Raw genomic sequence first — 20864 nt, 5'->3', positions numbered from 1 at the left:
GTGGCCGAGCGATGCCGGGTGATCGCCGTCTGCGGTCACGAGGCGGCGTACGGGCGGGAGTCGGCGGAGCTGATCGGCCCGGACGTGATCGTGGTGCCGAACGGGCGGGAGCTGTTCCGGACCGTCGTCGGGCTGAGCCGGCGGGGCGAGGAGAGCTGTGTCGTACCGATGACGCTCGGGCGCGACCCCGAACTCGTCGCCGAGACGGCGCGCACCCTGCGGGCGGTACCCGAGGACGAGCGAGCCGGGACCGTCCTCGCCGAGCCCTTCGGTACCGCCCAGCACCTCGTCGGCTGGCTGCGGGGCGCCGCGCGCCGGGTGCCCGCCGCCGACGCACTGCTCGTCACGGCGCCCTCCGGCGGCCCGTTCGAGGACGCGGAGCTGTACCGCGTCGCGAGTCTCGTACGGAGCTACGGCAACCACGCGCTGGTCGAAGTGGCCCTCACCGGTGGTGATCCCGACCTCGCGCCGGGAGTCCGGCGCTGTGTGTCCTTGGGTGCCGCACGGGTGGTGCTGCTGCCCGCCGCCTTCGTGGTGCCCGAGGCCCCTGAGGTACCGGACGCGCAGGTCACGGTCGCCGGTCCGCCGCTGGCGCGCTCCGCACTGCGACGCGTACTCGCCGAACGGGTCGCCGACGCGCTGCGTCGCCGGCACGAGCGCGGCGACGACGGCATCGCCGCCGGACTGGGCGCGGCCGACAATCACGGCCACCACCACACCCACCCGCCGGGCACGGGCCACGAGCACGCACCGGGCCACGAGCACGACGGGCACGATCACGGGCACGACCACCGTCACGAGCACCCGCACCCGCACCGGCACCCGCAGACCCTCGGCGCGGGCCACGTTCTCAGGAGCTCCGCATGACGTTCCGACAGAAGTACATCTATGGCGAGGACCCGGTCGAGATCAACGCCGGGCGCCGCACGGTGACGCTCACCGTCAGCAACACCGGCGACCGCGCGGTCCAGGTCGGTTCGCACTACCACTTCTTCGAGGTGAACTCCGCGCTGTCGTTCGACCGGCAGGCGGCCCTCGGCATGCACCTCAACATCCCGGCGGGCACCTCCGTACGGATCGAACCCGGTGGTTCGCGCGAGGTCGAGCTCTGCGCGTACGCCGGAACGGGCCGCCTCGTCGGCTTCAGCGGACTGCTCAACGGCAGCCTCGCCTCCCACCCGGCCAAGGTCGAGGCCGTCCGCAAGGCGATCGAGCGGGGCTTCCAGGGCGCTGACCAGCCCCCGAAGGCCATGGTCTCCCCGCGCGCGAAGAGCCCGCGCGGCAAGGCGAGCGCGAAGAGCGCGAAGAGCACGCCGAGCGCCAGGAGCGCGAAGGCCAAGAAGAAGGGTTCGCGCTGATGCCCATCCTGCCCCGCAAGCAGTACACCGACATGTTCGGCCCGACGGTCGGCGACCGCTTCCATCTCGCCGACACCAACCTCGTCGTCGAGGTCGAGAAGGACTTCAGCGAGGGTCAGTACGGCGACGAAGTCCTCTACGGCGGCGGCAAGACCATGCGTGACGGCATGGCAGCCTCCCCACAGGCCACCAGTTCACAGGGCGCGCTCGACACCGTCATCACCAATGTCGTGGTCATCGACCCGGTGGTGGGCGTCGTGAAATGTGACATCGGCATCAAGAACGGGATGATCGCCGGGATCGGCAAGTCCGGCAACCCGCAGACGCAGAACAACGTCGACCCGAACCTCGTCATCGGCCCGGGGACCGAGGCCATCGCGGGCGAACACCTCATCGCCACCGCCGGGGCCATCGACACCCATGTCCATCTGATCGCCCCGCAGCAGGCCGAACAGGCGCTGACCAACGGCATCACCACGCTCATCGGTGGCGGCACCGGTCCCTCGGACGGCACCAACGGCACCACCTGCACCCCCGGCCCCTACAACATCGCCCGGTTCCTCCAGGCGGCCGAGGGCTGGCCGGTGAACCTGGGCATCATGGGCAAGGGCAACGGCAGTCTGCCGGAGGCCCTCGACGAGCAGATCGAAGCCGGAGCCTGCGCCCTGAAGGTGCACGAGGACTGGGGCGCCACCCCGGCCGTCATCGACAACGCGCTCAACGTCGCGGACCGGTACGACATCCAGGTGTCCATCCACACGGACAGCCTGAACGAGAGCGGTTTCTTCGAGGACACCCGCTCCGCGATCGACGGACGCACCATCCACACCTTCCACAGCGAGGGCGCGGGCGGCGGTCACGCCCCGGACATCATGCGCGTGGCGGGCGAGCCCAACATCCTGCCGTCCTCCACCAACCCGACGCTGCCGTACACCAAGAACTCCGTCGATGAACTCCTCGACATGGTGATGGTCTGTCACCACCTCAGCCATGACATCCCCGAGGACGTGTCCTTCGCCGACAGCCGGGTCCGCGCCGAGACGATCGCCGCCGAGTCGGTCCTTCACGATCTCGGTGTGATCAGCATGTTCTCCTCCGACTCGCAGGCCATGGGCCGCGTCGGTGAGTCGGTGACGCGCGCCTTCCAGACCGCGCACCACTGCAAGGACAAGCTCGGTGTCCTGGAGGGCGACTCAGCCCGCAACGACAACCAGCGGGTGCTGCGCTACCTCGCGAAGGTCACCATCAACCCGGCCATCGCCACGGGCATCGCCGACCACGTCGGCTCCCTGGAGAAGGGAAAGATCGCCGACATCGTGCTCTGGCCCATCCATTCCTTCGGGGCCAAGCCGAAGATGGTCATCAAGGGCGGGATCATCTCCTGGGCGCAGATGGGCGACCCGAACGCCTCGCTGCCGACGCCGCAACCGGTCATCTACCGGCCGATGTTCGGACAGTTCGGCAAGGCGCTGGCGGCCACCCACGTCACCTTCATGTCGCAGGCGGGAATCGCCGCCGGGGTACCGGCGGAGCTCGGCCTGGAACGCAAGGTCCTTCCGGTGCGCGGCACCCGCACGATCGGCAAGCACAACATGGTGCGCAACAGCGCCCTGCCGGACATCCAGGTCGATCCGGAGACGTTCAAGGTCACCCTCGACGGGAAGGTCGCGACGATCGACCCGGCCGAGGAACTGCCCCTCAACCACCTGTTCTTCCTGGTCTAGCGATGTACCGCAACGAGGACGAGCACCCCGGAATCCAGGCTTCCACCGCCCTGCCCACGACCGTGTCCGGCGGCGGGAACGGTGCCGGGAACGGCAGCGGGAACGGTCTAGCCCCGACCGCCCCGACCGGGCCGGACCTGGGGTCGCTGCTGGTCGGTCTCCAGCTGACCGACTCGGCGTTCCCCAGCGGCTTCTACACGCTGTCGCACAGCCTGGAGGGGTTCGCCCACGCCGGAGCCGTCGATCCGGACAGTTTGCCGTCGCTCCTGCGGGACCTGCTGCTGCACGGCGTCGGTCCGGCGGACGCCACCGCGCTGGTCCTCGCCCACCGGGCGACGGCCGAGGGTGACCTCGACGCGGTGGCGGGCGTGGACGAGCATCTGTTCGCGACCAAACTGGGCCGGGAGATGCGCCAGGCGTCCACCCGGACCGGGCGGCAGCTCCTCGACCTGGCGGCGGAGGTATTCGACCGCCCGTCGATCGCCGCGTATTTCGACCGGGTCCGACGTCGTGAGGCACCCGGCACCCAGGCGGTCGCCGCCGGGGTCATCTACGCCGCGACCGGGGTCCCGGTCCGGCAGGCCGTCGCCTGTGACCTGTTCGCGTTCTGCGCCAGCTTCGCCGGGGCGGCCCTGCGGCTGCGCCTGACCGACCACCGCAAGGCCCAGAGCCTGTTGCGGGGGGCCGCCCCCGTCATCGAGCGCGTGGTCGAGGAGGCGCTGCGGCGCGAACTAGCCGACGTCGGCGCCACCGTCTTCGCCTCCGATGTCATGTCGGGCCGTCATGAACGCGCTGAGGCACGCCTCTTCGCCAGCTGAACACACCCACCCCACCGCGCAAGGGAGCACCATGGACGACAACGTACTGCGGGTCGGCATCGGCGGACCGGTCGGCTCCGGCAAGACCGCCCTCATCGAGGCGCTGGTGCCGGTGCTCATCGCCCGCGGCCACCGCCCCTCCGTCATCACCAATGACATCTACACCCAGGAGGACGCCCAGCACATCCGCCGCACGCTCGACGGGGTCCTGGAACCGGAGCGGGTCGTGGGCGTCGAGACCGGCGCCTGCCCGCACACGGCCGTACGCGACGACCCGACGATGAATCTGGCGGCCGGGGCGGAGATGCTGGAGCGGTTCCCGGACACGGACACGCTGTTGTACGAGTCCGGCGGCGACAACCTCACGCTGACGTTCAGCCCCGCCCTCGTCGATCTCTTCCTGTTCGTCCTGGACACGGCCGAGGGCGAGAAGATGCCGCGCAAACGCGGCCCCGGCATCACCGACTCCGATCTGCTCGTCATCAACAAGATCGACATCGCGAAGTACGTGCGCACCGACATCGGGATCATGGAATCGGATGCCTACCGGGTCCGCGACAACCGCCCCGTCGTCCTGACCGACTGCCTCACCGGTGTCGGCATCGAGGACATCGCCGGCTATCTGGAGTCCCGCCGCAAGGTGTTGATCTGACATGCCGCCCGCTCCGGAGTCCGCCCTGCCGCCCACTCTGCCGCGCCTCGCCGTCGACCGGCTCGCGCCGGAGTACTACGCGGCGGAGCGCGTTCCTCCGGAGGTGGCGGCGCTGGCGTCCGTCCCCGATACGCTCGCCCCCGGATCACCGGCCAAGGTCGGCATCCTGGACCTGGGTTTCGCCGTCCGGGGCGGGCGCACGGAGCTGGTCGAGCGCTACCAGAAGTCTCCGCTGCAGATCATGCGGCCGCTGTGGATCGATGACGGGCTGCCCGGCATGAGCTACGTGTATCTGATGGCCACCGGCGGCGGCATCGCCCAGGCCGACCGCTACCGGATGGACTTCCGCTGCGGACCCGGCACCCAGGTGCATCTGACCACGCAGGCAGCGAGCAAGGTCTTCCGGATGGAGCACGATTACGCGAGCCAGCGCGTGCACCTCACGGCGGAGGAGGGTTCCTATGTCGAGTACCTCCCGGACCCCCTGATCCCGTTCAAGGACGCCCGGTTCTACCAGCGCACCGAGGTGACCGTCGCCCCCGGTGCCACCGTCGTGCTCGGTGACACCCTCACCGCCGGGCGGCTCGCCCGCGGTGAGCGGCACGACTACCGGGTCCTCGCCACCGACCTGCGTATCGACCGCCCCGACGGCACGTTGCTGGCCATCGACACCCTGCGGCTGTCGCCCGGCGGCGGGCGGGGCCGGGCGGAGGTACTCGGACCCGGTGTGTTCGCCGGGCACGACCACGTGGCCTCGCTCTTCGTCGTCACCGATCGCAGAACCGCCACCGAGGTCGCCGACACGCTGCACCAAGCGCTGGCGGACCTCGGCCTGCTGTACGGCGTCAGCGTGCTGCCCGGGGAGTGCGGCGCCTGGGTGCGCCTCCTCGACGACAGTCCGATCCGGGTCGCCGCCGCGAGGAACACCGCCTGGGACGCCGTACGCCGCCTGCTCACCGGCCATCCGGCTCCCGATCTGCGCAAACCGTAGACGCCACCAAGTCCCGGACGTTCACCGAACCCACGAGGTATCCGCCGATGAACACCGCTCCCGCGCCGATGCCCCCCGCGTACGACTCCGGGGACACCGCCTGGCTGCTCGCCTCCACCGCGATGGTGCTGCTGATGACGCCCGGACTGGCGTTCTTCTACGGCGGCATGGTGCGCACCAGGCAAGTCCTGATGATGATCAAGATGAGTTTCGCCGCGCTCGCCTTCGGCACCCTCGTCTGGTGGGTGATCGGCTACACGCTCGCCTTCGGCCCCGATGTCGGGGGAGCCGGAGTGATCGGCAATCTCGACCATGTGTTCATGCGGGGGATCGAGCTGACCACCCTCACCGGTCACATCCCCACGTACGTCTACAGCACGTTCCAGATGGGCTTCGCCGTCATCACCGTCGCGCTGATCAGCGGCTCGATCGCCGACCGCGCCACGATGAGGGGCTGGCTGGTCTTCGTCGTCCTGTGGCTGCTCATCGTCTACATCCCGATCGCGCACTGGGTGTTCGACGCGGATGGCTGGATCGTGAAGCACCTCGGCGCACTCGACTTCGCCGGCGGGCTGCCGGTGGAGCTGAACTCCGGTGTCGCGGGCCTCGCGGTGGCGCTGGTGCTGCGCGCGCCGCGTGACTTCGCGCGGCGCGAGGAACGGCCGAACAACATCCCGCTCGTCGTCATCGGTGTCGCGTTGCTCTGGTTCGGCTGGTTCGGCTTCAACTCCGGCTCCGCGCTGTCCGACCAGGGCACGGCGGCGGCCGCCTTCCTGAACACCCAGCTCGGTGCCGCGGGCGCCATGGTCACCTGGCCGCTCGTGGAGAAGTGGCGCACCGGCCGCGTCACCACCATGGGCGTCGTCTCCTCCGCCGTCGCGGGCATGGTCGCCATCACCCCGGCCTGCGGGGAGATCAACACCCTCGGGGCCGTCGTCACAGGTCTGGTCGTCGGTGCCGTCTGTGCGTTCGCCATCACGCTGAAGTACCGCTTCGGCGTGGACGACACCCTGGATGTCGTCGGTGTGCACGGGGTGGGCGGTCTGATCGGCCTCGTCATGGTCGGGCTGTTCGCCACCGCGCGCATCAGTGGCAAGGAAGGACTGTTCTACGGCGGTGGCTGGGGGCTGCTGGGCAGGCAACTCGTCGCCATCGTCGCCGTGATCGCGTTCTCCTTCATCCTCACCTGGATCATCGCGAAGGCGGTGGACCTGACCGTCGGATTCCGTTCCTCGGGGGAGTACGAGGCGGTGCCGGACGAAGAGGTGGAGCACGCCTACGACTTCCAGACGGCCGAGCGCCTGGGCGCGCTGGTCTCCGGCAAGCAGGTCACCAACGACTCCGAACTCGTCAAGGAGATCAGCCGGTTGCTGAAGGCCCGCGAGAACGCCAAGTAGCGGGGGCTCCGGGGCGCGGGGTCCGGGGTTCCGGGCACAGGTCCGGGTCGGTCGTACGCCCCCGGGCCGGACCCGACGGAGCACCGATCCCGGATCAGTGCGGAGTATCGATCCCGGACCCGACGGAGCACCGATCCCTGAGCAGTCATCCGATGGATGCGCGAGAGAAGTTTCCCTCTGTCTGGAAGAGTCCATTGACAGGGTCGCGTCAGGGCTCAATCATCGGACCTCATGACCGAGCCTCGCAGACGACACGTACTCGGAATGACGGCAGGAGCGGCAGTCGGCGCCGCTCTGCTCAGCCCCGCCACCGCCGAAGCGGCCCCGCTCGACCGGGCCGCCCACCTCCCCGGGGACACCGGCGACTGGGGCACCGTCCCGGCGGCGCTCCCCGTCCCCCTCGACACCTGGTTCGACAACGACGGCATCGACACCGCCGATGCCCCGGGCGGCGACTTCGACGGCTCCGGCTACACCTTCCCCGGTGAGGAACTCCCGCCCGGGGAGCGGGAGATCGACGGCACCCCCTTCCTCTTCCCCGCCGCGACCGCGGGTGCCAAGAACAACATCGTCGCCCTCGGGCAGCGCATCGAGCTGCCCCGCGGCCGCTATCTCTCCGGCCTTCTGCTCACCGCGTGCAGCTACGGCGCCGCCTCCGGCACGGCCACCGTCCACTACGCCGACGGCACCACGTCCGCCACGACCCTCGGCGGCCCCGACTGGTACTCGGGCAGCGGCGCCCTGACCGCCGCGTACCGCTACGGCCCCGACGGCTCCAAGGACCCGCATCAGGTCGCCCTCGCCATCACCGAGATCGCCCTCGACCCGGCCAGGGAGGCCGTCGCGCTCACTCTCCCGACCACGCGGCCCGCCGAGGCGAACCAGTCCTCGCTGCACGTCTTCGCGCTGTCCCTCCAGCCTGCCGCCACCGGGCGGGCGCTCACCCTGCGAGACGCCCGTTCCACCACCTCGTCCCTGGCGAACGGCGCCCAGAGCGTCGAGGCCACGGTGGTCAACGCGGGCACCGTCACCGTCCTCGCCGCCGACGCGCTCACCCTCTCGGTGGACGTCCCCGGAGCCCGGACCGTCGACCCCGCCCGGATCACCCGGCTCGCCCCCGGCGACCGGGCCCGCGTCCGGATCGGCGTCCGCAACCGGCCGGGCACGGCACCGGGTACGGTCCGGGAAGGCGACGTCGTCGCACGGGGCAGGGGCGCGCAGGCGGCGACCGTCCGCCGCTCGCTGACCCTCGGCGTGCCCGACTATCTGCCCACCGACGCCTCGCTCGGCTCCCATCAGGCGCCGTACTGGTTCCAGGAGGCGAAGTTCGGCATCTTCATCCACTGGGGCGTCTACTCCGTGCCCGCCTGGGCGCCGGTCGGGCAGCAGTACGCGGAGTGGTACTGGAACCAGATGCAGGACCCGGGCAACCCCACCTACGCCCATCACCGCGACACCTACGGCGAGGACTTCGCCTACGACGACTTCATCCCGCGCTTCCGGGCCGAGCGGTTCGACCCGCGCGCCTGGGTGGAGCTGTTCCGGGACGCGGGCGCGCAGTATCACGTGCTCACCTCCAAGCACCACGAAGGCTTCGCGCTCTGGGACACCAAGCTCTCCGACCGCAACTCCGTGAAGATGGGCCCCAAACGCGACCTGATCAAGGAACTGTTCGACGCCTCGCGCCGCTACACCCCCGAACTCCACCGGGGGCTGTACTTCTCGATGCCCGAATGGTTCAACCCCGACCACCCGTGGATGGGGCACGCCCCGCGCAACCCGTACACCCTGGAGCCCGTCCCGTACACCGGCCACACGGCGGGCAAGGACTACATCACCGGTCTCCAGGGCCCGCAGATGCTGGAGCTGGTCCACGGATACGACCCCGAGATCCTCTGGTGCGACATCGGCGGTGACAACGACAGCCACCGGGTGCTCGCGGAGTACTTCAACCACGCGAAGAACCGGGCGCGGCCCATCGAGGTCACCGTCAACAACCGGTCCGGTATCGGCCCGCACGACTTCACGACGCCCGAGTACACGACGTACGACCAGATCGTCACCGCGAAATGGGAGTCGAGCCGGGGCCTCGATCCGTACTCCTACGGCTACAACTCCCAGACGCCCGACGACAAGTACATGACGACGCAGGACGTCGTGCACTCGCTCGTCGACATCGTCTCCAAGAACGGCAACTTCCTGCTCGACATCGGGCCGAGGGCGGACGGCACCATCCCCGAGATCATGCAGCGCCGGCTGCGGGAGACGGGGGCGTGGCTGAAGACCAACGGCGAGGCCGTGTACGGCAGTACGTACTGGTCACGGATGCCGCAGCTGGGCGAGGAGCTGCGCTTCACCGTCCGGCCGGACCGGGCGTTCTACATCCACTCACTGGTCCGGCCGGGCGCGAAGCTCACCGTCGCGGCACCGGTGCCCATCCGGGCCGGGGACCGGGTGACGCTCCTGGGCCACGACCGGCCGCTCAACTGGCGTACCACGGGCGGCTCGCTGGTGATCGACGTGCCCGCGGCGGCCCGCAGGACGGGGGAGCACGCCTGGGTGTTCAAGGTCGCCTGGTCGGCCTGAGCGGCACCGGGCGGGCCATCGGCCGCATGAACTCCCGTACGTAGGTCCGGTGCCACCAGCGTCCGGTGGTCCGCAGTTCGCGCCAGTCGGTGTACCGGTAGCGGTACACCCTGGCGCGGACGTGCGCGGGCGGTTCGCCGGGGAACGGATTGTGCCGCAGCAGCCGGAGGGTGTCCCGGTCGTTCGTCAGAAGGCGCTCGGCGAACGGCCCGAACCACGAGCGGGCGTAGGCGGGGGAGAGGGCGGCGAACCACATCATCCAGTCGAGCCGTAGATGGTACGGAGCGAACTGGCGCGGCGCCCGGTGCGGATCACCCGGCTTTCCGTGGAAGCCGTACTCCTGCCAATGGGCGCCGTCGTGGGCGACCGGGTCCCGCGTCCCTTCCACGACGACTTCGAGCCGCAGCCTGCTGATGCTGCCGAACGCCCCGTACGTATTGACCAGACGCAGGGGATCGAAGGACCGGTTCATCACCTGGCGGCGGGAGAGCAGATTGCGTGCCGGGCGGTAGCTGAGGGCCAGGAGCAGAGCGGTGACCGCGAGGACGGCCACCTCGTACCAGAGCGGTGGCGCCGACTGCGCGGGCGGCGGCCCGGCGACCAGGGACCAGTCGATCGCGGAGAGCGCGAGGGCGATCGTCAGCCAGTTCAGCCAGGCGAAGTTCCCGGACAGGACCAGCCACAGCTGAGTGATGACCATCAGGCCCGCGGCGGCGCTCGCCACCGGCTGCGGGGTGAACAGGAGGAACGGGACCAGCAGCTGGGTGACATGGTTGGCGGCCACCTCGACCCGGTGCACCGGTCTCGGCAGACGGTGGAAGAACCAGCTCAGCGGCCCCGGCATCGGCTGGGTCTCGTGGTGGAAGTCCAGACAGGTCAACCGCCGCCAGCAGGCGTCGCCCCGGATCTTGATGAGCCCCGCGCCGAACTCCACGCGGAACAGCAGCCAGCGCAGCAGCCACAGCACCAGTACCGGCGGCGCCGTGTCCCCGGTGCCGAGGAAGACGGCGAGGAAGCCGGTCTCCAGCAGCAGGGACTCCCACCCGAAGCCGTACCAGACCTGGCCGACCTGGACGATCGACAGGTAGAGCACCCATGGCAGCGCCCAGAGCAGCATGCCGCCCCACAGCGGAAGGTATCCGTCCACTCCGGCGATGAGAGCCACCGAGACCGCGCAGCCGGTCCAGGCGACGGCGGCGAAGAACCGGTCGGAGTAGTGGAGCCGGAAGAGCCCGGGAGCCGCCCGCCAGTGCGTGTGCCGCAGCAGCTCCGGTACGGGCAGCATGCCGCGCTCCCCGATCAGCGCACGGAACTGGAGCGCGGCGGTGAGGAAGGCGACCAGATACACCCCGGCGAGAGCCCGCTGGAAGATCAGCCTGCTGAGCCAGTAGCTGTCTGCGGTGAACCACTCCATCACCCCCAGTATCGGCCACGGTTCAGCTGACGGCGACAATCCGGCGCAGGGAGCGGCCCAGCCGGCGCGCGTACCACCGCTGCACCGGCGGCACGAGCGGCCCGGCGAGCCGGGCGTACCAGCTCGCCGGGCGGGAGAACGCCATGACCGTGAACCAGACCGTCCCGTCGTCCGCCAGTTCCACCACGAAGCACTCCTCGCCGCACTCCGGATGCCGCTCCAGCGTCCCGTAGCCGAAACCGGTGCGGTCCCTCTCGTACGCCGTCCAGACCACCTCGCACGGGGCGGTGAAGCGGACCGGGCCGAGCCCCAGCGACACCCGCACGCCACCGCCGGCCTCCGCGCGTGCGGCCGAGGCGTTCACGCGGGCTCCGGCGGCGCGGTGCACGCGCCACTCGGTGACCGCGGCGCCCGCCGTCGCGAAGTCGGACCGGCCCCGGCCCACCCGGGTGCGGTGGTGCAGATGGTGGTAGCCGTCGGGGAGCGGGCCGAGCCGTGTGGCTCCGACCTCCGGGTACGTGAAGGTGTCCACATCCACTCCCTCTTTGAACGTGTTCAACAGTTGGGTTGAGAGTAGAGCTTCTCTTGAACGTGTTCAAGGTGCCGTGTGCCGCAGGGTGTTCCGTGTTCCTCGCGTGCGCGGTGTGGGCCGTGTGCGTGCGTCGGCTTGCGGGGCCGTACGGGGTGCGGGAGAGATAGGGGAAACCATCCATTCACGAGGTGAACAGGCAGGTCGACGTGGCCAGTCAGGCTGACGCCAACGCACAGGGGCGCACCGTGCCCGCCCCCCGACGCCTTCGGCGCGCCCTGCTCGGCGCGCTGTCCGTGGGAGTCATGTTCGTCGCGGGCTGCGGCGACGGCGGCGAACGGACACCGCAGGGCGCCACGGGTACGGCGGGGGCCGAGGAGGTCCTGCTCCAGCCGGTCGCGGCGGCGGGCCCCGGCCCGTTCACCGGGTCGACGGCGAAGCCCGTATCCGCCCCGGCGGACACCGCGGCGCCGAAGGCGAGCCCCAAGCCCGGGGCGCCCCGGGCGGTGCGCGCCGTGTCGGGTGCGGCCCCGGGCCTCTACGGAGCGACCCGGTCCGTCGCCGGGTGCGATGTCGAGCGCCAGACCCGCCTCCTGACCGCCGACCGGGCCAAGAGCCGCGCCTTCGCCGAGGTGGCTGGCATCGAGGCGGTGCAGATTCCGGGCTACCTCAAGGCGCTGACCCCGGTCCTCCTGCGGGCCGACGTCCAGGTGACCAACCACGGCCACTCCGCGGGCGCGGTCACCGGCTTCCAGTCCGTGCTCCAGGCGGGCACCGCCGTCATGGTCGACAGCCGGGGCCTCCCGCGGGTCCGCTGCGCCTGCGGCAACCCGCTGGACCGGCCCGTCGTCGCGAAGGGCCGGGTCACGGTCCGGGGCGAGCGCTGGGCCGGCTACGACCCGTCCCGGATCGTGATCGTCAGCCCCAGCGCGCAGGTGCTCACCGATCTGACCCTCGTGAACCTCGCGGACAACACCTGGATCGAGCGGCCGATGGGCGACGGCGGGGGACGGGACAAGGTCCCCGATGTTCCGCCGCCGTTCGAGCCGGGCGAAGACATCCTCCCGCCGTCGCGGGGAACCGACCCGACGGAACGGAGCGAGCCGTCCGGCCCGGGGTCCCCTTCTGATCCCTCCGTCCTCACGCCGCCCGGCGGTGGCGATGGCGGTGACCGGGGTGCCATGACCCCCGACGTGCCCACGGACACTCCGACCGACCTGCCGCCCGGCATTCCGCCGGACGCCGCGACCGGCCCGGTGGATCCCGCCGGGCCCATGGATCCCGCCGAGCCCGAAGCCCCCGGCGACGGCTTCGACCCCGCCTACCCAAATGAGGCGCCGGACGGCGGGAGCCCGGACGGCGAGGCCCACGACGGCGGGGGCTCGGTGCTCCCGGACGAGCCCGCCGAGCCCGCCGCCCCCGAACCCTTCGGGGGCTGACCGGGGTGCGGGCCGGGGCGCGGGAGTGGTTCGTAGTGTTCCGTCCGGTCGCCACGCGGAACGCTCGAAGAATCGGACAATTGATGGCAGAGTGACCCGCATGGATGATCGGGTAGCGGGTGCCCTGTCACTCCCTGACGACTGGCCCGCCCACCCGGACCTCAGCCTCGCCCTGAACCGTATGGGCAGCTTCGACTGGGATCTGGACAGCGGCCTCATGCACATGGACCGGCCCGCCCTCGATGTGTTCGACCTGAGCCCCGAGGAGTACGACAACCGGCCGGAGACCCTCGCCGTGCGCGTACCGACGGACGAGGGCATCCGGCTGGACGCCATGGTCTCGTCGGCGCTGAAGAGCGGGAACAGCAATTACGGTGTCTACTTCCGCATCCAGCGGCGCGACGGAAGCCTGCGCTGGACCCACACCCAGGGCTGCGTCCGCCGGGACGCGACGGGACGGCCCCGCCGCATCATCGGGATCGTCCGCGACGCCACCCAGGAGCTCGCCGACTCCACCGCCCGGCGGGAACTGGACGAGGAACGCCGGCGCCGCACCAGCCTGGTGGAGGGCACCACGGCGGCCCTGGCGCACGCCCGTACCGTCAAGGACGTCATCGCGGTGCTCAAGAACTCGCAGGGCCTCGCGCACCTCGGTGCGACCAGCCTGGTCATGGGTCTCCTGGAGGCCGGCCGCATCCATCTCGTCGCGGACGGTCCCGAGGGTGCGTACGTGCCGGGCACCCGGTACACGCGGACGGACGAGCCGTACCCGATGAGTGAGGTGATCCGCACCCTCACGCCGCGCTTCATCGAGTCCGCCCGCGACTTCGCCACCTCCTACGCGGGCCTGTGGGCGAACATCAGCCACCTCGGCATCACCTCCGCCGCCTATCTGCCGCTGATCGCCCAGGCCCGCCCGATCGGCGCGCTCGGGCTGCTCTACCGGGACAAGGCGGGATTCACCGGCGACGAGCGAAATCTGCTGGTGGCGCTCGGCAGCTCGATCGCCCAGAGCCTGCAGCGGGCCATGCTCTACGAGCAGGAGCACGACCTCGCCGAGGGGCTCCAGCAGGCGATGCTGCCGCGCCGGATCCCCGAGGTGCCCGGGGCGCAGGTCGCCGTCCGCTACCGCTCGGCCCGCCTGGGCCGGGACATCGGCGGCGACTGGTACGACATCATCCCGCTGCCCGGCGGCCGGGTGGGTGCCGTCATCGGCGACGTACAGGGTCACGACACCCACGCGGCGGCCGTCATGGGGCAGTTGCGCATCGTGCTGCGCGCCTACGCCGCCGAGGGGCACAGCCCCGCCACGGTGATGGCGCGGGCCTCCGTCTTCCTCCATGAACTCGACACCGACCGCTTCGCCACCTGCAGCTACGCCGAGGTCGACCTGACCACCGGTGTGGTGCAGCTGGTCCGGGCCGGTCATGTCGATCCGCTCGTGCGGGACGTGGACGGCAGCTGCCGCAGGGTGCCGGCCGAGGGCGGACTGCCGCTCGGGCTCTCGGCCGAGTTCGGCCGGCTGGAGTACCCCGTCAGTACGGTCGAGCTGGACCCCGGACAGACGATGGTGCTCTACACCGACGGGCTGGTGGAGCTGCCGGGCGCCGATCTGGACGAGGGCATGCAGCTGCTGACGTCCATGGTGACGAACGGTCCGCACGACCTGCAGACGCTGGCCGACCAGCTCTGCGAGGCGGTCGACGAGCGTGGGGGTGAGGACGACGTGGCGGTTCTGCTGCTGCGCCGCGGGGCCGCCCACGCCCCGCAGCCGGGTGGCCGGCTCCAGCAGCATGTCGCCCAGAACGACCCGCAGGCGCTGAGTTCCTCCCGGCACATGATCCGGGCGGCGGTGCGGGCGTGGGGCGCGAAGGACCGGGCCGACGAGATCGAACTGGCCGCCGACGAGCTGATCACCAACGCGCTGATGCACACCGACGGCGGGGCGATCGTGACCATCCGGGTACTGGCCGCGACCGAGCGTCGGCTGCGCGTCGATGTCGAGGACCGTTCCAGCGCGCTGCCGCGCCTCAGGGACGCGGGCGAGTCCGGGGTCTCGGGGCGCGGCCTGATGCTCGTCGACCGGCTGGCCGACGTCTGGGGCGTGGAGTCCCGCGGCACCGGCAAATGTGTGTGGTGCGAGTTCCTCATCCCGGAACGCCTGTGACGGGCACAGCTCTGGAACGTTCGTGACCGGCACAGCCCTGGAACGTTCGTGACCGGCACCGTCCTGGAACGTTCGTGATAGGCGTCCGTCCTGGGGCGTTCGTGACGGGCGTCCGGTGCCTTCATCGCGGGGCCGAATGGCGGAACCTGACCCGTACCGCACGGTAACAATACGTAACATGTCAGCACTTGACCGTAACCGACCGGAGGGATTGACTGCGGACGTACGGCGGTTCTGCCTTCGATGACATGAGGACCCGTTGGGTACCGAGCTTCTGGCCCCTCTCGATCTGGCTTTCTGGCACTTCGAATCCGATACCCACCCGATGCACCTCGGCGCGCTCGCCGTCTTCTGCCCGTCCCCCGGCGTCGCCCCGCACGACATCCTGGAACTCCTCGGCGCCCGTGCCGCCGCGATTCCCCGGCTGCGGATGTGTGTACGGGACGTGCTGCTGCCGGTCGGCGGCGCGGCATGGTCCGTGGCCAAGGACTTCGACGTCCACCGCCACGTCCGGCGGCTGGTCCTCGCCGAGGGCGACTTCATGGAGCAGGTGACCGGGCTGGCCGGGGGACTGATGGAGCAGCCGCTGGGCAGGGGACTGCCGCCCTGGCGGATGTATCTCATCGGCGGCGCCGACGACGGGCCGTTCGCCGTGCTGGTGAAACTGCACCACGCGCTCGCCGACGGCATGCGCGCCGTCGCGATCGGTGCCGGGATCTTCGACGAGATCGCCGCCGCGACCGGTGGCCCGGGGACTGCCCGCCGTCGCGCTCCGGTGCCGCCGCGCTCCCGGCTGCCGGACCCCCGCGAGGTGGTCGGCATGGCGCTGGGGCGGATCGGGGAGGTCGGCCGGGCGCTGGGAGTCGGCGCCTCCGTCGTCCGGGCGGGCCGCCTCGATCTGCGCGGCTCGACCGCGCTCACCGCACCGTCCAGCGGCACCCGGCGCCTCGCCACGGCGGAGCTCGACGCCACGGCGGTCCAGCGGATCCGCAGGGCCGAGGGCGGCACGGCCAACGACATCCTGCTCGCCGTGGTCGCCGGGGCGCTGCGGCGCTGGATGCTGGAACGCGGTGAGCCACTGCCCGCCGCCGATCCGCGCGCCCTGGTGCCCGTCTCCCGGCGCCGGCCGGGCGGCGCGGCGGTGAGCGGCAACCGGCTCTCCGCGTACCTCCTCGGTCTTCCGGTCGGCGAACCCGACGCCCGGCAGCGGCTGCGCGCGGTCCGTACCGCGATGGACCGTAACAAGGCGGCGGGGCCGCTGAGGGGCGCCGGTGCCGTCGCCGTACTCGCCGATCAACTGCCGCCCCTGGCGCACCGGTTCGGCGCACCGCTGGCCGCCAGCGCGGCCAGGGTGCTGTTCGACGTGCTGGTCACCAGTGTGCCGCTGCCGCGCTCCGCCCTCTCGCTGGGCGGCTGCCCCCTGCGCGCCGTCTACCCGATGGCTCCGCTGGCCCGCGGACAGTCCCTCGCGGTGGCGCTGTCCACCTACGGCGGGCGGGTGCAGGTCGGTCTGGTGGCCGACGGCAAGGCGCTGGGGGACCTCGACCGGCTGGCGGCCGCGGTGCACGAGGAGTTCCGGGAGCTGTACGCGCTGATCGCGTCCCCGGAGCCCGTGAACACGCGATAGATCGGACAGATCGCTGAGGATCTGCCCCGATTCCTGGCAATGGGTCGTGCCGGGAGTGTTGACGTGCCCAAGTGATCCGATGAATATTCGCTCTGTACAGCAAAGCGATCATCGGGGAGGGCGGCAGAGACATGCGGCGCAACAGGCTCGGACGCAGTGCGGTCGAGATCACCGAACTGTCCTTCGGGGCAGCGGCCATCGGCAATCTCTTCACCGCCGTCGCTCCGGAACAGGCCGCGGCCGCCGTCGACGCCGCCTGGGACGAGGGCGTCCGCTACTTCGACACGGCACCGCACTACGGCCTCGGCCTCTCCGAACGGCGGCTCGGCGAAGCCCTGCGCACCAGGCCCCGCGACACCTACACGGTGTCGACCAAGGTCGGGCGGATCCTCGAACCGCTGCCCCCCGGCGAAGTGCCGCCCGGCGACGGGCTCTCCGAAGGATTCGCCGTACCCGCCACCCACCGGCGCCGCTGGGACTTCAGCGCCGACGGCGTCCGCCGCAGCATCGGGGACAGCCTCGAACGCCTCGGCCTCGACCGCATCGACATCGTCTATCTGCACGACCCCGACGACCACGGGGAGGCGGCCTTCCGCGAGGCGTACCCGGCGCTGGAGAAGCTGCGTGCCGAAGGCGTCGTCGGGGCGATCGGCGCCGGGATGAACGAGACGGCGATGCTCACCCGGTTCCTGTGCGACACCGACGTCGACACCGTCCTGTGCGCGGGCCGCTACACCCTCCTCGACCAGAGCGCGCTGACCCGCCTGCTGCCCGAGGCCGCCGCCCGGGGCAAGAGCGTCGTCGTCGGCGGCGTCTTCAACTCCGGGCTGCTCGCCGACCCTCGCCCCGGCGCACGCTACGACTACGCCGCCGCCCCCCTGTCGCTGCTCGACCGCGCCCTGCGCATGAAGGCGGTCGCCGAGGGACACGGGGTCCCGTTGCGCGCCGCTGCCCTGCGCTTCCCACTCGCCCACCCGGCCGTCGCCGGGGTGCTCGTCGGGACGCGTTCCCCGGACGAGGTGCACGACGCCGCCGCCCAGTTGCGCCGCGAGATCCCGGACGGGCTCTGGGACGACCTGCGCGCCGAAGGGCTGCTGGGCACCACCGGACACGAGGACGGGAACTGACATGAGGGTCGCCCTGCACACCAAGGTCCGTGCCGACCGCGTCGAGGAGTACGAAGCCGCCCACCGCGAAGTCCCGGAGGAACTCACCCGTGCCATCCGCGCCGCGGGCGCCACCTCGTGGACGATCTGGCGCAGCGGCACCGACCTCTTCCACCTCATCGAGTGCGCGGACTACGCCCGGCTCCTGGCCGAACTGGAACAGCTTCCGGTCAATGTCGCCTGGCAGGCCCGGATGGACCAATTGCTCGATGTCGCCCACGACTACACGGCGGACGGCGCCGAAGCCGGACTGCCCGTCGCCTGGGAGCTGTGACATGACACCCCCCGCGGCTTCCCCCGCGTACCCGGCGGCTCGCGTGGACCCCGCGGCTTCCCCAGTGGACCCGGCAGGCCCCGCGCTTCCCGTACCGGCCGTCGACGCCCATCACCATGTCTGGGACCTCGCCGTACGCGACCAGGAATGGATCACCGGCGAGGAACTGGCGCCCATCCGGCGCACCTTCACCCTCGCCGACCTGGAGCCCGAGGCCCGCGCCGCGGGGGTGTACGCCACCGTCCTGGTCCAGACGGTCACCGTCGCCGAGGAGACCCCCGAATTCCTCGCGCTCGCCGACGGCAGCGACCTGGTCGCGGGTGTCGTCGGCTGGAGCGACCTCACCGCACCCGGCATCGCCGACACCCTCGCCGCCCTGCGCACCCTGCCCGGCGGCGACCGACTCGTGGGCCTGCGCCACCAGGTCCAGGGCGAACCCGATCCCGAGTGGCTGCTGCGCCCCGATGTGCTGCGGGGGCTGGCCGCGGTCGCCGACGCCGGACTCGTCTACGACCTCATCGTCCTGCCGCACCAACTGCCCGCCGCCGCGAAGGCCGCCGCCCTGCTGCCCGGACTCACCTTCGTCCTCGACCACGCCGGTAAACCGCCGATCGCGGCGCGGCGCAGCCACCCCTGGGCCGACGACCTCAGGGCCCTGGCCGCCCTCCCCAACACGGTCGGCAAACTCTCCGGACTGGTCACCGAGGCCGACCCGCGCACCTGGACCGTCCAGGACCTGCGCCCGTACACCGACACGCTCCTGGACGCCTTCGGACCGGACCGGCTGATGTTCGGCTCCGACTGGCCTGTGTGCCGGCTCGCGGCGAGTTACGCGGAGGTCGTCGACGCCGCACGTACCCTCACCGCGCACCTCACCCCGGACGAGCGGCGGGCCGTGTTCGCGGACACCGCCACCCGCGTCTACGGACTCGGCTGACGCACCCGCGACTCCGGGAGGCCCCGGCGGGCCCATCCGGAGGCCGTTGGGGAGGCACCCGTCACCGGCCTGCGGCAGGCTGGGTGCATGCCCGAACTGCCGGAAGTCGAAGCCCTGCGGGTCTTCCTCGACGACCACCTGGTCGGCAAGGAGGTCGCCCGCGTCCTGCCGCTCGCGATCAGCGTCCTCAAGACGTACGACCCGCCGCTCTCCGCTCTGGCGGGCGGCGCCGTCACCTCCGTGTCCCGGCACGGCAAATTCCTGGACATCGGGGTGGGCCCGCTGCATCTGGTCACCCACCTCGCGCGGGCCGGCTGGCTCCAGTGGAAGGACAGCTTCCCGGCCACCCCGCCCCGCCCAGGCAAAGGACCCCTCGCGCTGCGCACCGTCCTGAGCGGTGGCGACGGCTTCGACCTGACCGAGATGGGCACCACCAAACGCCTCGCCGTCCACCTGGTGCGTGATCCCTCGGAGATCCCCGGCGTCGCCCGGCTCGGGCCGGACCCGCTCGCCGACTCCTTCGACCGCGACGCGTTCGCCGCACTCCTGGACGGGGAACGCCGCCAGATCAAGGGTGCCCTGCGCGACCAGTCCCTGATCGCGGGCATCGGCAACGCCTACAGCGACGAGATCCTGCACGTCGCGAAGATGTCACCGTTCAAGCGCACCAACAGCCTCGGCGAGGACGACATCACCCATCTGTACACCGCGCTGCGCACCACGCTGGAGGACGCCGTCGCACGCTCCAGCGGACTCGCCGCCGGGAAGCTCAAGGCCGAGAAGAAGAGCGGCATGCGGGTCCACGGCCGCGCCGGGGCGCCCTGCCCGGTCTGCGGCGACACCATCCTGGAGGTCTCGTTCAGCGACTCCTCGCTCCAGTACTGCCCCACCTGCCAGACCGGCGGCAAACCGCTCGCCGACCGGCGTCTGTCCAAGCTCCTCAAATAGCGGGAAGAACCCGGCGGCAGCCGAGCCACCACCCCCTCGCAGCACCTACACTCCGGCCTCATGCTGCGCGTACTCGCCGTCGACGACGAACAACCCGCCCTGGAGGAACTCCTGTACCTCCTGCGCGCCGACCCCCGCATCCGCGGTGCCGAGGGCGCGGGCGGGGCCACCGAGGCGCTGCGCCGCATCGGCGCCGCCGTCGACGCGGGCCCCGACGACCCGAGCGCCATCGACGTGGTCTTCCTCGACATCCACATGGCCGGCCTCACCGGCCTCGACGTCGCCCAGCTGCTGGCCGGATTCGCCGCGCCCCCGCTCATCGTCTTCGTCACCGCCCACGAAGGGTTCGCCGTCCACGCCTTCGACCTCAAGGCCGTGGACTACGTCCTCAAACCCGTCCGCCGGGAACGGCTCGCCGAAGCCGTGCGCCGCGTCGCCGAACAGGTCCAGGACCGCTCCGCCCCCGTCCACGACATCGCCGCGGACCAGATCCCGGTCGAACTCGGCGGCGTCATCCGGTTCATCCCCGTGGACGACATCGCGTACGCCGAGGCGCAGGGCGACTACGCCCGGCTGCACACCGCCACCGGCAGCCATCTCGTCCGCATCCCGCTCACCACCCTGGAGGAACGCTGGCGCTCCCGCGGCTTCGTCCGTATTCACCGCCGCCATCTCGTGGCGCTCGGCCGCATCGACGAACTCCGGCTCGACGCGGGCAGCATGAGCGTCCGCGTCGGCGACGCGGAACTGGCCGTCAGCCGCCGCCACACCCGCTCCCTGCGCGATCTCCTGATGCGCCAGACCAGTCGCTGACCTGGAGCTACCGCGGCGGCGAGA

The 20864-nt window shown here is 71.2% G+C and carries 18 protein-coding genes; 16 read left to right on the top strand and 2 right to left on the bottom strand.

Features of this window, described 5'->3' with window-relative positions:
• The 8 genes from OG413_RS31655 (at position 1) to OG413_RS31620 (ending at position 9526) form a co-directional block, all read left to right on the top strand.
• On the top strand, positions 1-867 hold the full coding sequence (locus tag OG413_RS31655) for a cobalamin biosynthesis protein CbiX (RefSeq protein WP_266811606.1): 867 nt from the start codon (positions 1-3) through the stop codon (positions 865-867).
• A complete protein-coding gene (locus tag OG413_RS31650) occupies positions 864-1358 on the top strand; it encodes an urease subunit beta (protein WP_266811604.1) in 495 nt (164 codons plus the stop codon). The genes OG413_RS31655 and OG413_RS31650 overlap by 4 nt, the downstream gene beginning before the upstream one ends.
• The gene (ureC, locus tag OG413_RS31645) at positions 1358-3082 is read left to right on the top strand and encodes an urease subunit alpha (RefSeq protein WP_266811602.1); all 1725 of its coding nucleotides are present in this window, start codon (positions 1358-1360) and stop codon (positions 3080-3082) included. Before OG413_RS31650 ends, ureC begins: the two co-directional genes overlap by 1 nt.
• A 2-nt stretch (positions 3083-3084) precedes the next feature.
• A complete protein-coding gene (locus tag OG413_RS31640; RefSeq protein ID WP_266811600.1) occupies positions 3085-3900 on the top strand; it encodes an urease accessory protein UreF in 816 nt (271 codons plus the stop codon).
• A gap of 31 nt (positions 3901-3931) precedes the next feature.
• The gene (gene ureG, locus OG413_RS31635; protein WP_266811599.1) at positions 3932-4552 is read left to right on the top strand and encodes an urease accessory protein UreG; all 621 of its coding nucleotides are present in this window, start codon (positions 3932-3934) and stop codon (positions 4550-4552) included.
• A 1-nt stretch (position 4553) separates the two neighbouring features.
• Positions 4554-5543, top strand: coding sequence for an urease accessory protein UreD (locus OG413_RS31630; protein ID WP_266811597.1), 990 nt, complete (start codon positions 4554-4556; stop codon positions 5541-5543).
• 47 nt (positions 5544-5590) lie between these two features.
• Entirely contained in the window at positions 5591-6940 is a 1350-nt protein-coding gene (locus OG413_RS31625; protein ID WP_266811596.1) for an ammonium transporter, read from the top strand.
• A 231-nt stretch (positions 6941-7171) separates the two neighbouring features.
• Complete coding sequence (locus tag OG413_RS31620; protein WP_266811594.1) at positions 7172-9526, top strand: alpha-L-fucosidase; 2355 nt, start codon at positions 7172-7174, stop codon at positions 9524-9526.
• On the opposite strand, the gene OG413_RS31615 is transcribed toward OG413_RS31620, so the two are convergent.
• Both OG413_RS31615 and OG413_RS31610 read right to left on the bottom strand, forming a co-directional pair.
• Positions 9504-10940, bottom strand: a complete 1437-nt coding sequence (locus tag OG413_RS31615; RefSeq protein WP_266811592.1) for a lipase maturation factor family protein — start codon at positions 10938-10940, stop codon at positions 9504-9506. The two genes, OG413_RS31620 and OG413_RS31615, sit on opposite strands and share 23 nt — an antisense overlap.
• A 22-nt stretch (positions 10941-10962) precedes the next feature.
• Positions 10963-11472 (bottom strand): DUF1990 family protein, encoded by a 510-nt coding sequence (locus OG413_RS31610; RefSeq protein WP_266811590.1) that lies wholly within the window; start codon positions 11470-11472, stop codon positions 10963-10965.
• Between the two features lie 206 nt (positions 11473-11678).
• On the opposite strand from OG413_RS31610, the gene OG413_RS31605 reads away from it, so the two are divergent.
• From OG413_RS31605 to OG413_RS31570, 8 genes are all read left to right on the top strand, one after another.
• Positions 11679-12908 (top strand): DUF6777 domain-containing protein, encoded by a 1230-nt coding sequence (locus tag OG413_RS31605; protein ID WP_323137946.1) that lies wholly within the window; start codon positions 11679-11681, stop codon positions 12906-12908.
• A gap of 100 nt (positions 12909-13008) precedes the next feature.
• Positions 13009-15075, top strand: coding sequence for a SpoIIE family protein phosphatase (locus OG413_RS31600; protein ID WP_266811588.1), 2067 nt, complete (start codon positions 13009-13011; stop codon positions 15073-15075).
• Between the two features lie 259 nt (positions 15076-15334).
• Positions 15335-16702 carry a wax ester/triacylglycerol synthase family O-acyltransferase gene (locus OG413_RS31595; protein WP_266811586.1) on the top strand — a complete coding sequence of 456 codons (1368 nt, stop codon included), beginning with the start codon at positions 15335-15337 and terminating at the stop codon, positions 16700-16702.
• 131 nt (positions 16703-16833) lie between these two features.
• On the top strand, positions 16834-17829 hold the full coding sequence (locus OG413_RS31590) for an aldo/keto reductase (RefSeq protein ID WP_266811584.1): 996 nt from the start codon (positions 16834-16836) through the stop codon (positions 17827-17829).
• A gap of 1 nt (position 17830) precedes the next feature.
• Positions 17831-18142, top strand: a complete 312-nt coding sequence (locus OG413_RS31585; RefSeq protein WP_266811583.1) for an L-rhamnose mutarotase — start codon at positions 17831-17833, stop codon at positions 18140-18142.
• A gap of 64 nt (positions 18143-18206) precedes the next feature.
• Entirely contained in the window at positions 18207-19079 is an 873-nt protein-coding gene (locus tag OG413_RS31580; protein ID WP_266813194.1) for an amidohydrolase, read from the top strand.
• A gap of 87 nt (positions 19080-19166) precedes the next feature.
• Positions 19167-20027 (top strand): Fpg/Nei family DNA glycosylase, encoded by an 861-nt coding sequence (locus OG413_RS31575; protein WP_266811582.1) that lies wholly within the window; start codon positions 19167-19169, stop codon positions 20025-20027.
• A 60-nt stretch (positions 20028-20087) separates the two neighbouring features.
• Positions 20088-20840: a LytTR family DNA-binding domain-containing protein gene (locus OG413_RS31570; RefSeq protein WP_266811580.1), complete on the top strand. Its 753-nt coding sequence runs from the start codon at positions 20088-20090 to the stop codon at positions 20838-20840.
• Positions 20841-20864: the final 24 nt, after the last annotated feature.

The organism is Streptomyces sp. NBC_01433, from assembly GCF_026340105.1.
Lineage (GTDB): Bacteria > Actinomycetota > Actinomycetes > Streptomycetales > Streptomycetaceae > Streptomyces.
Note: the sequence above shows the minus strand (reverse complement) of the source record. Positions and strands in the feature narration are given on the sequence as shown.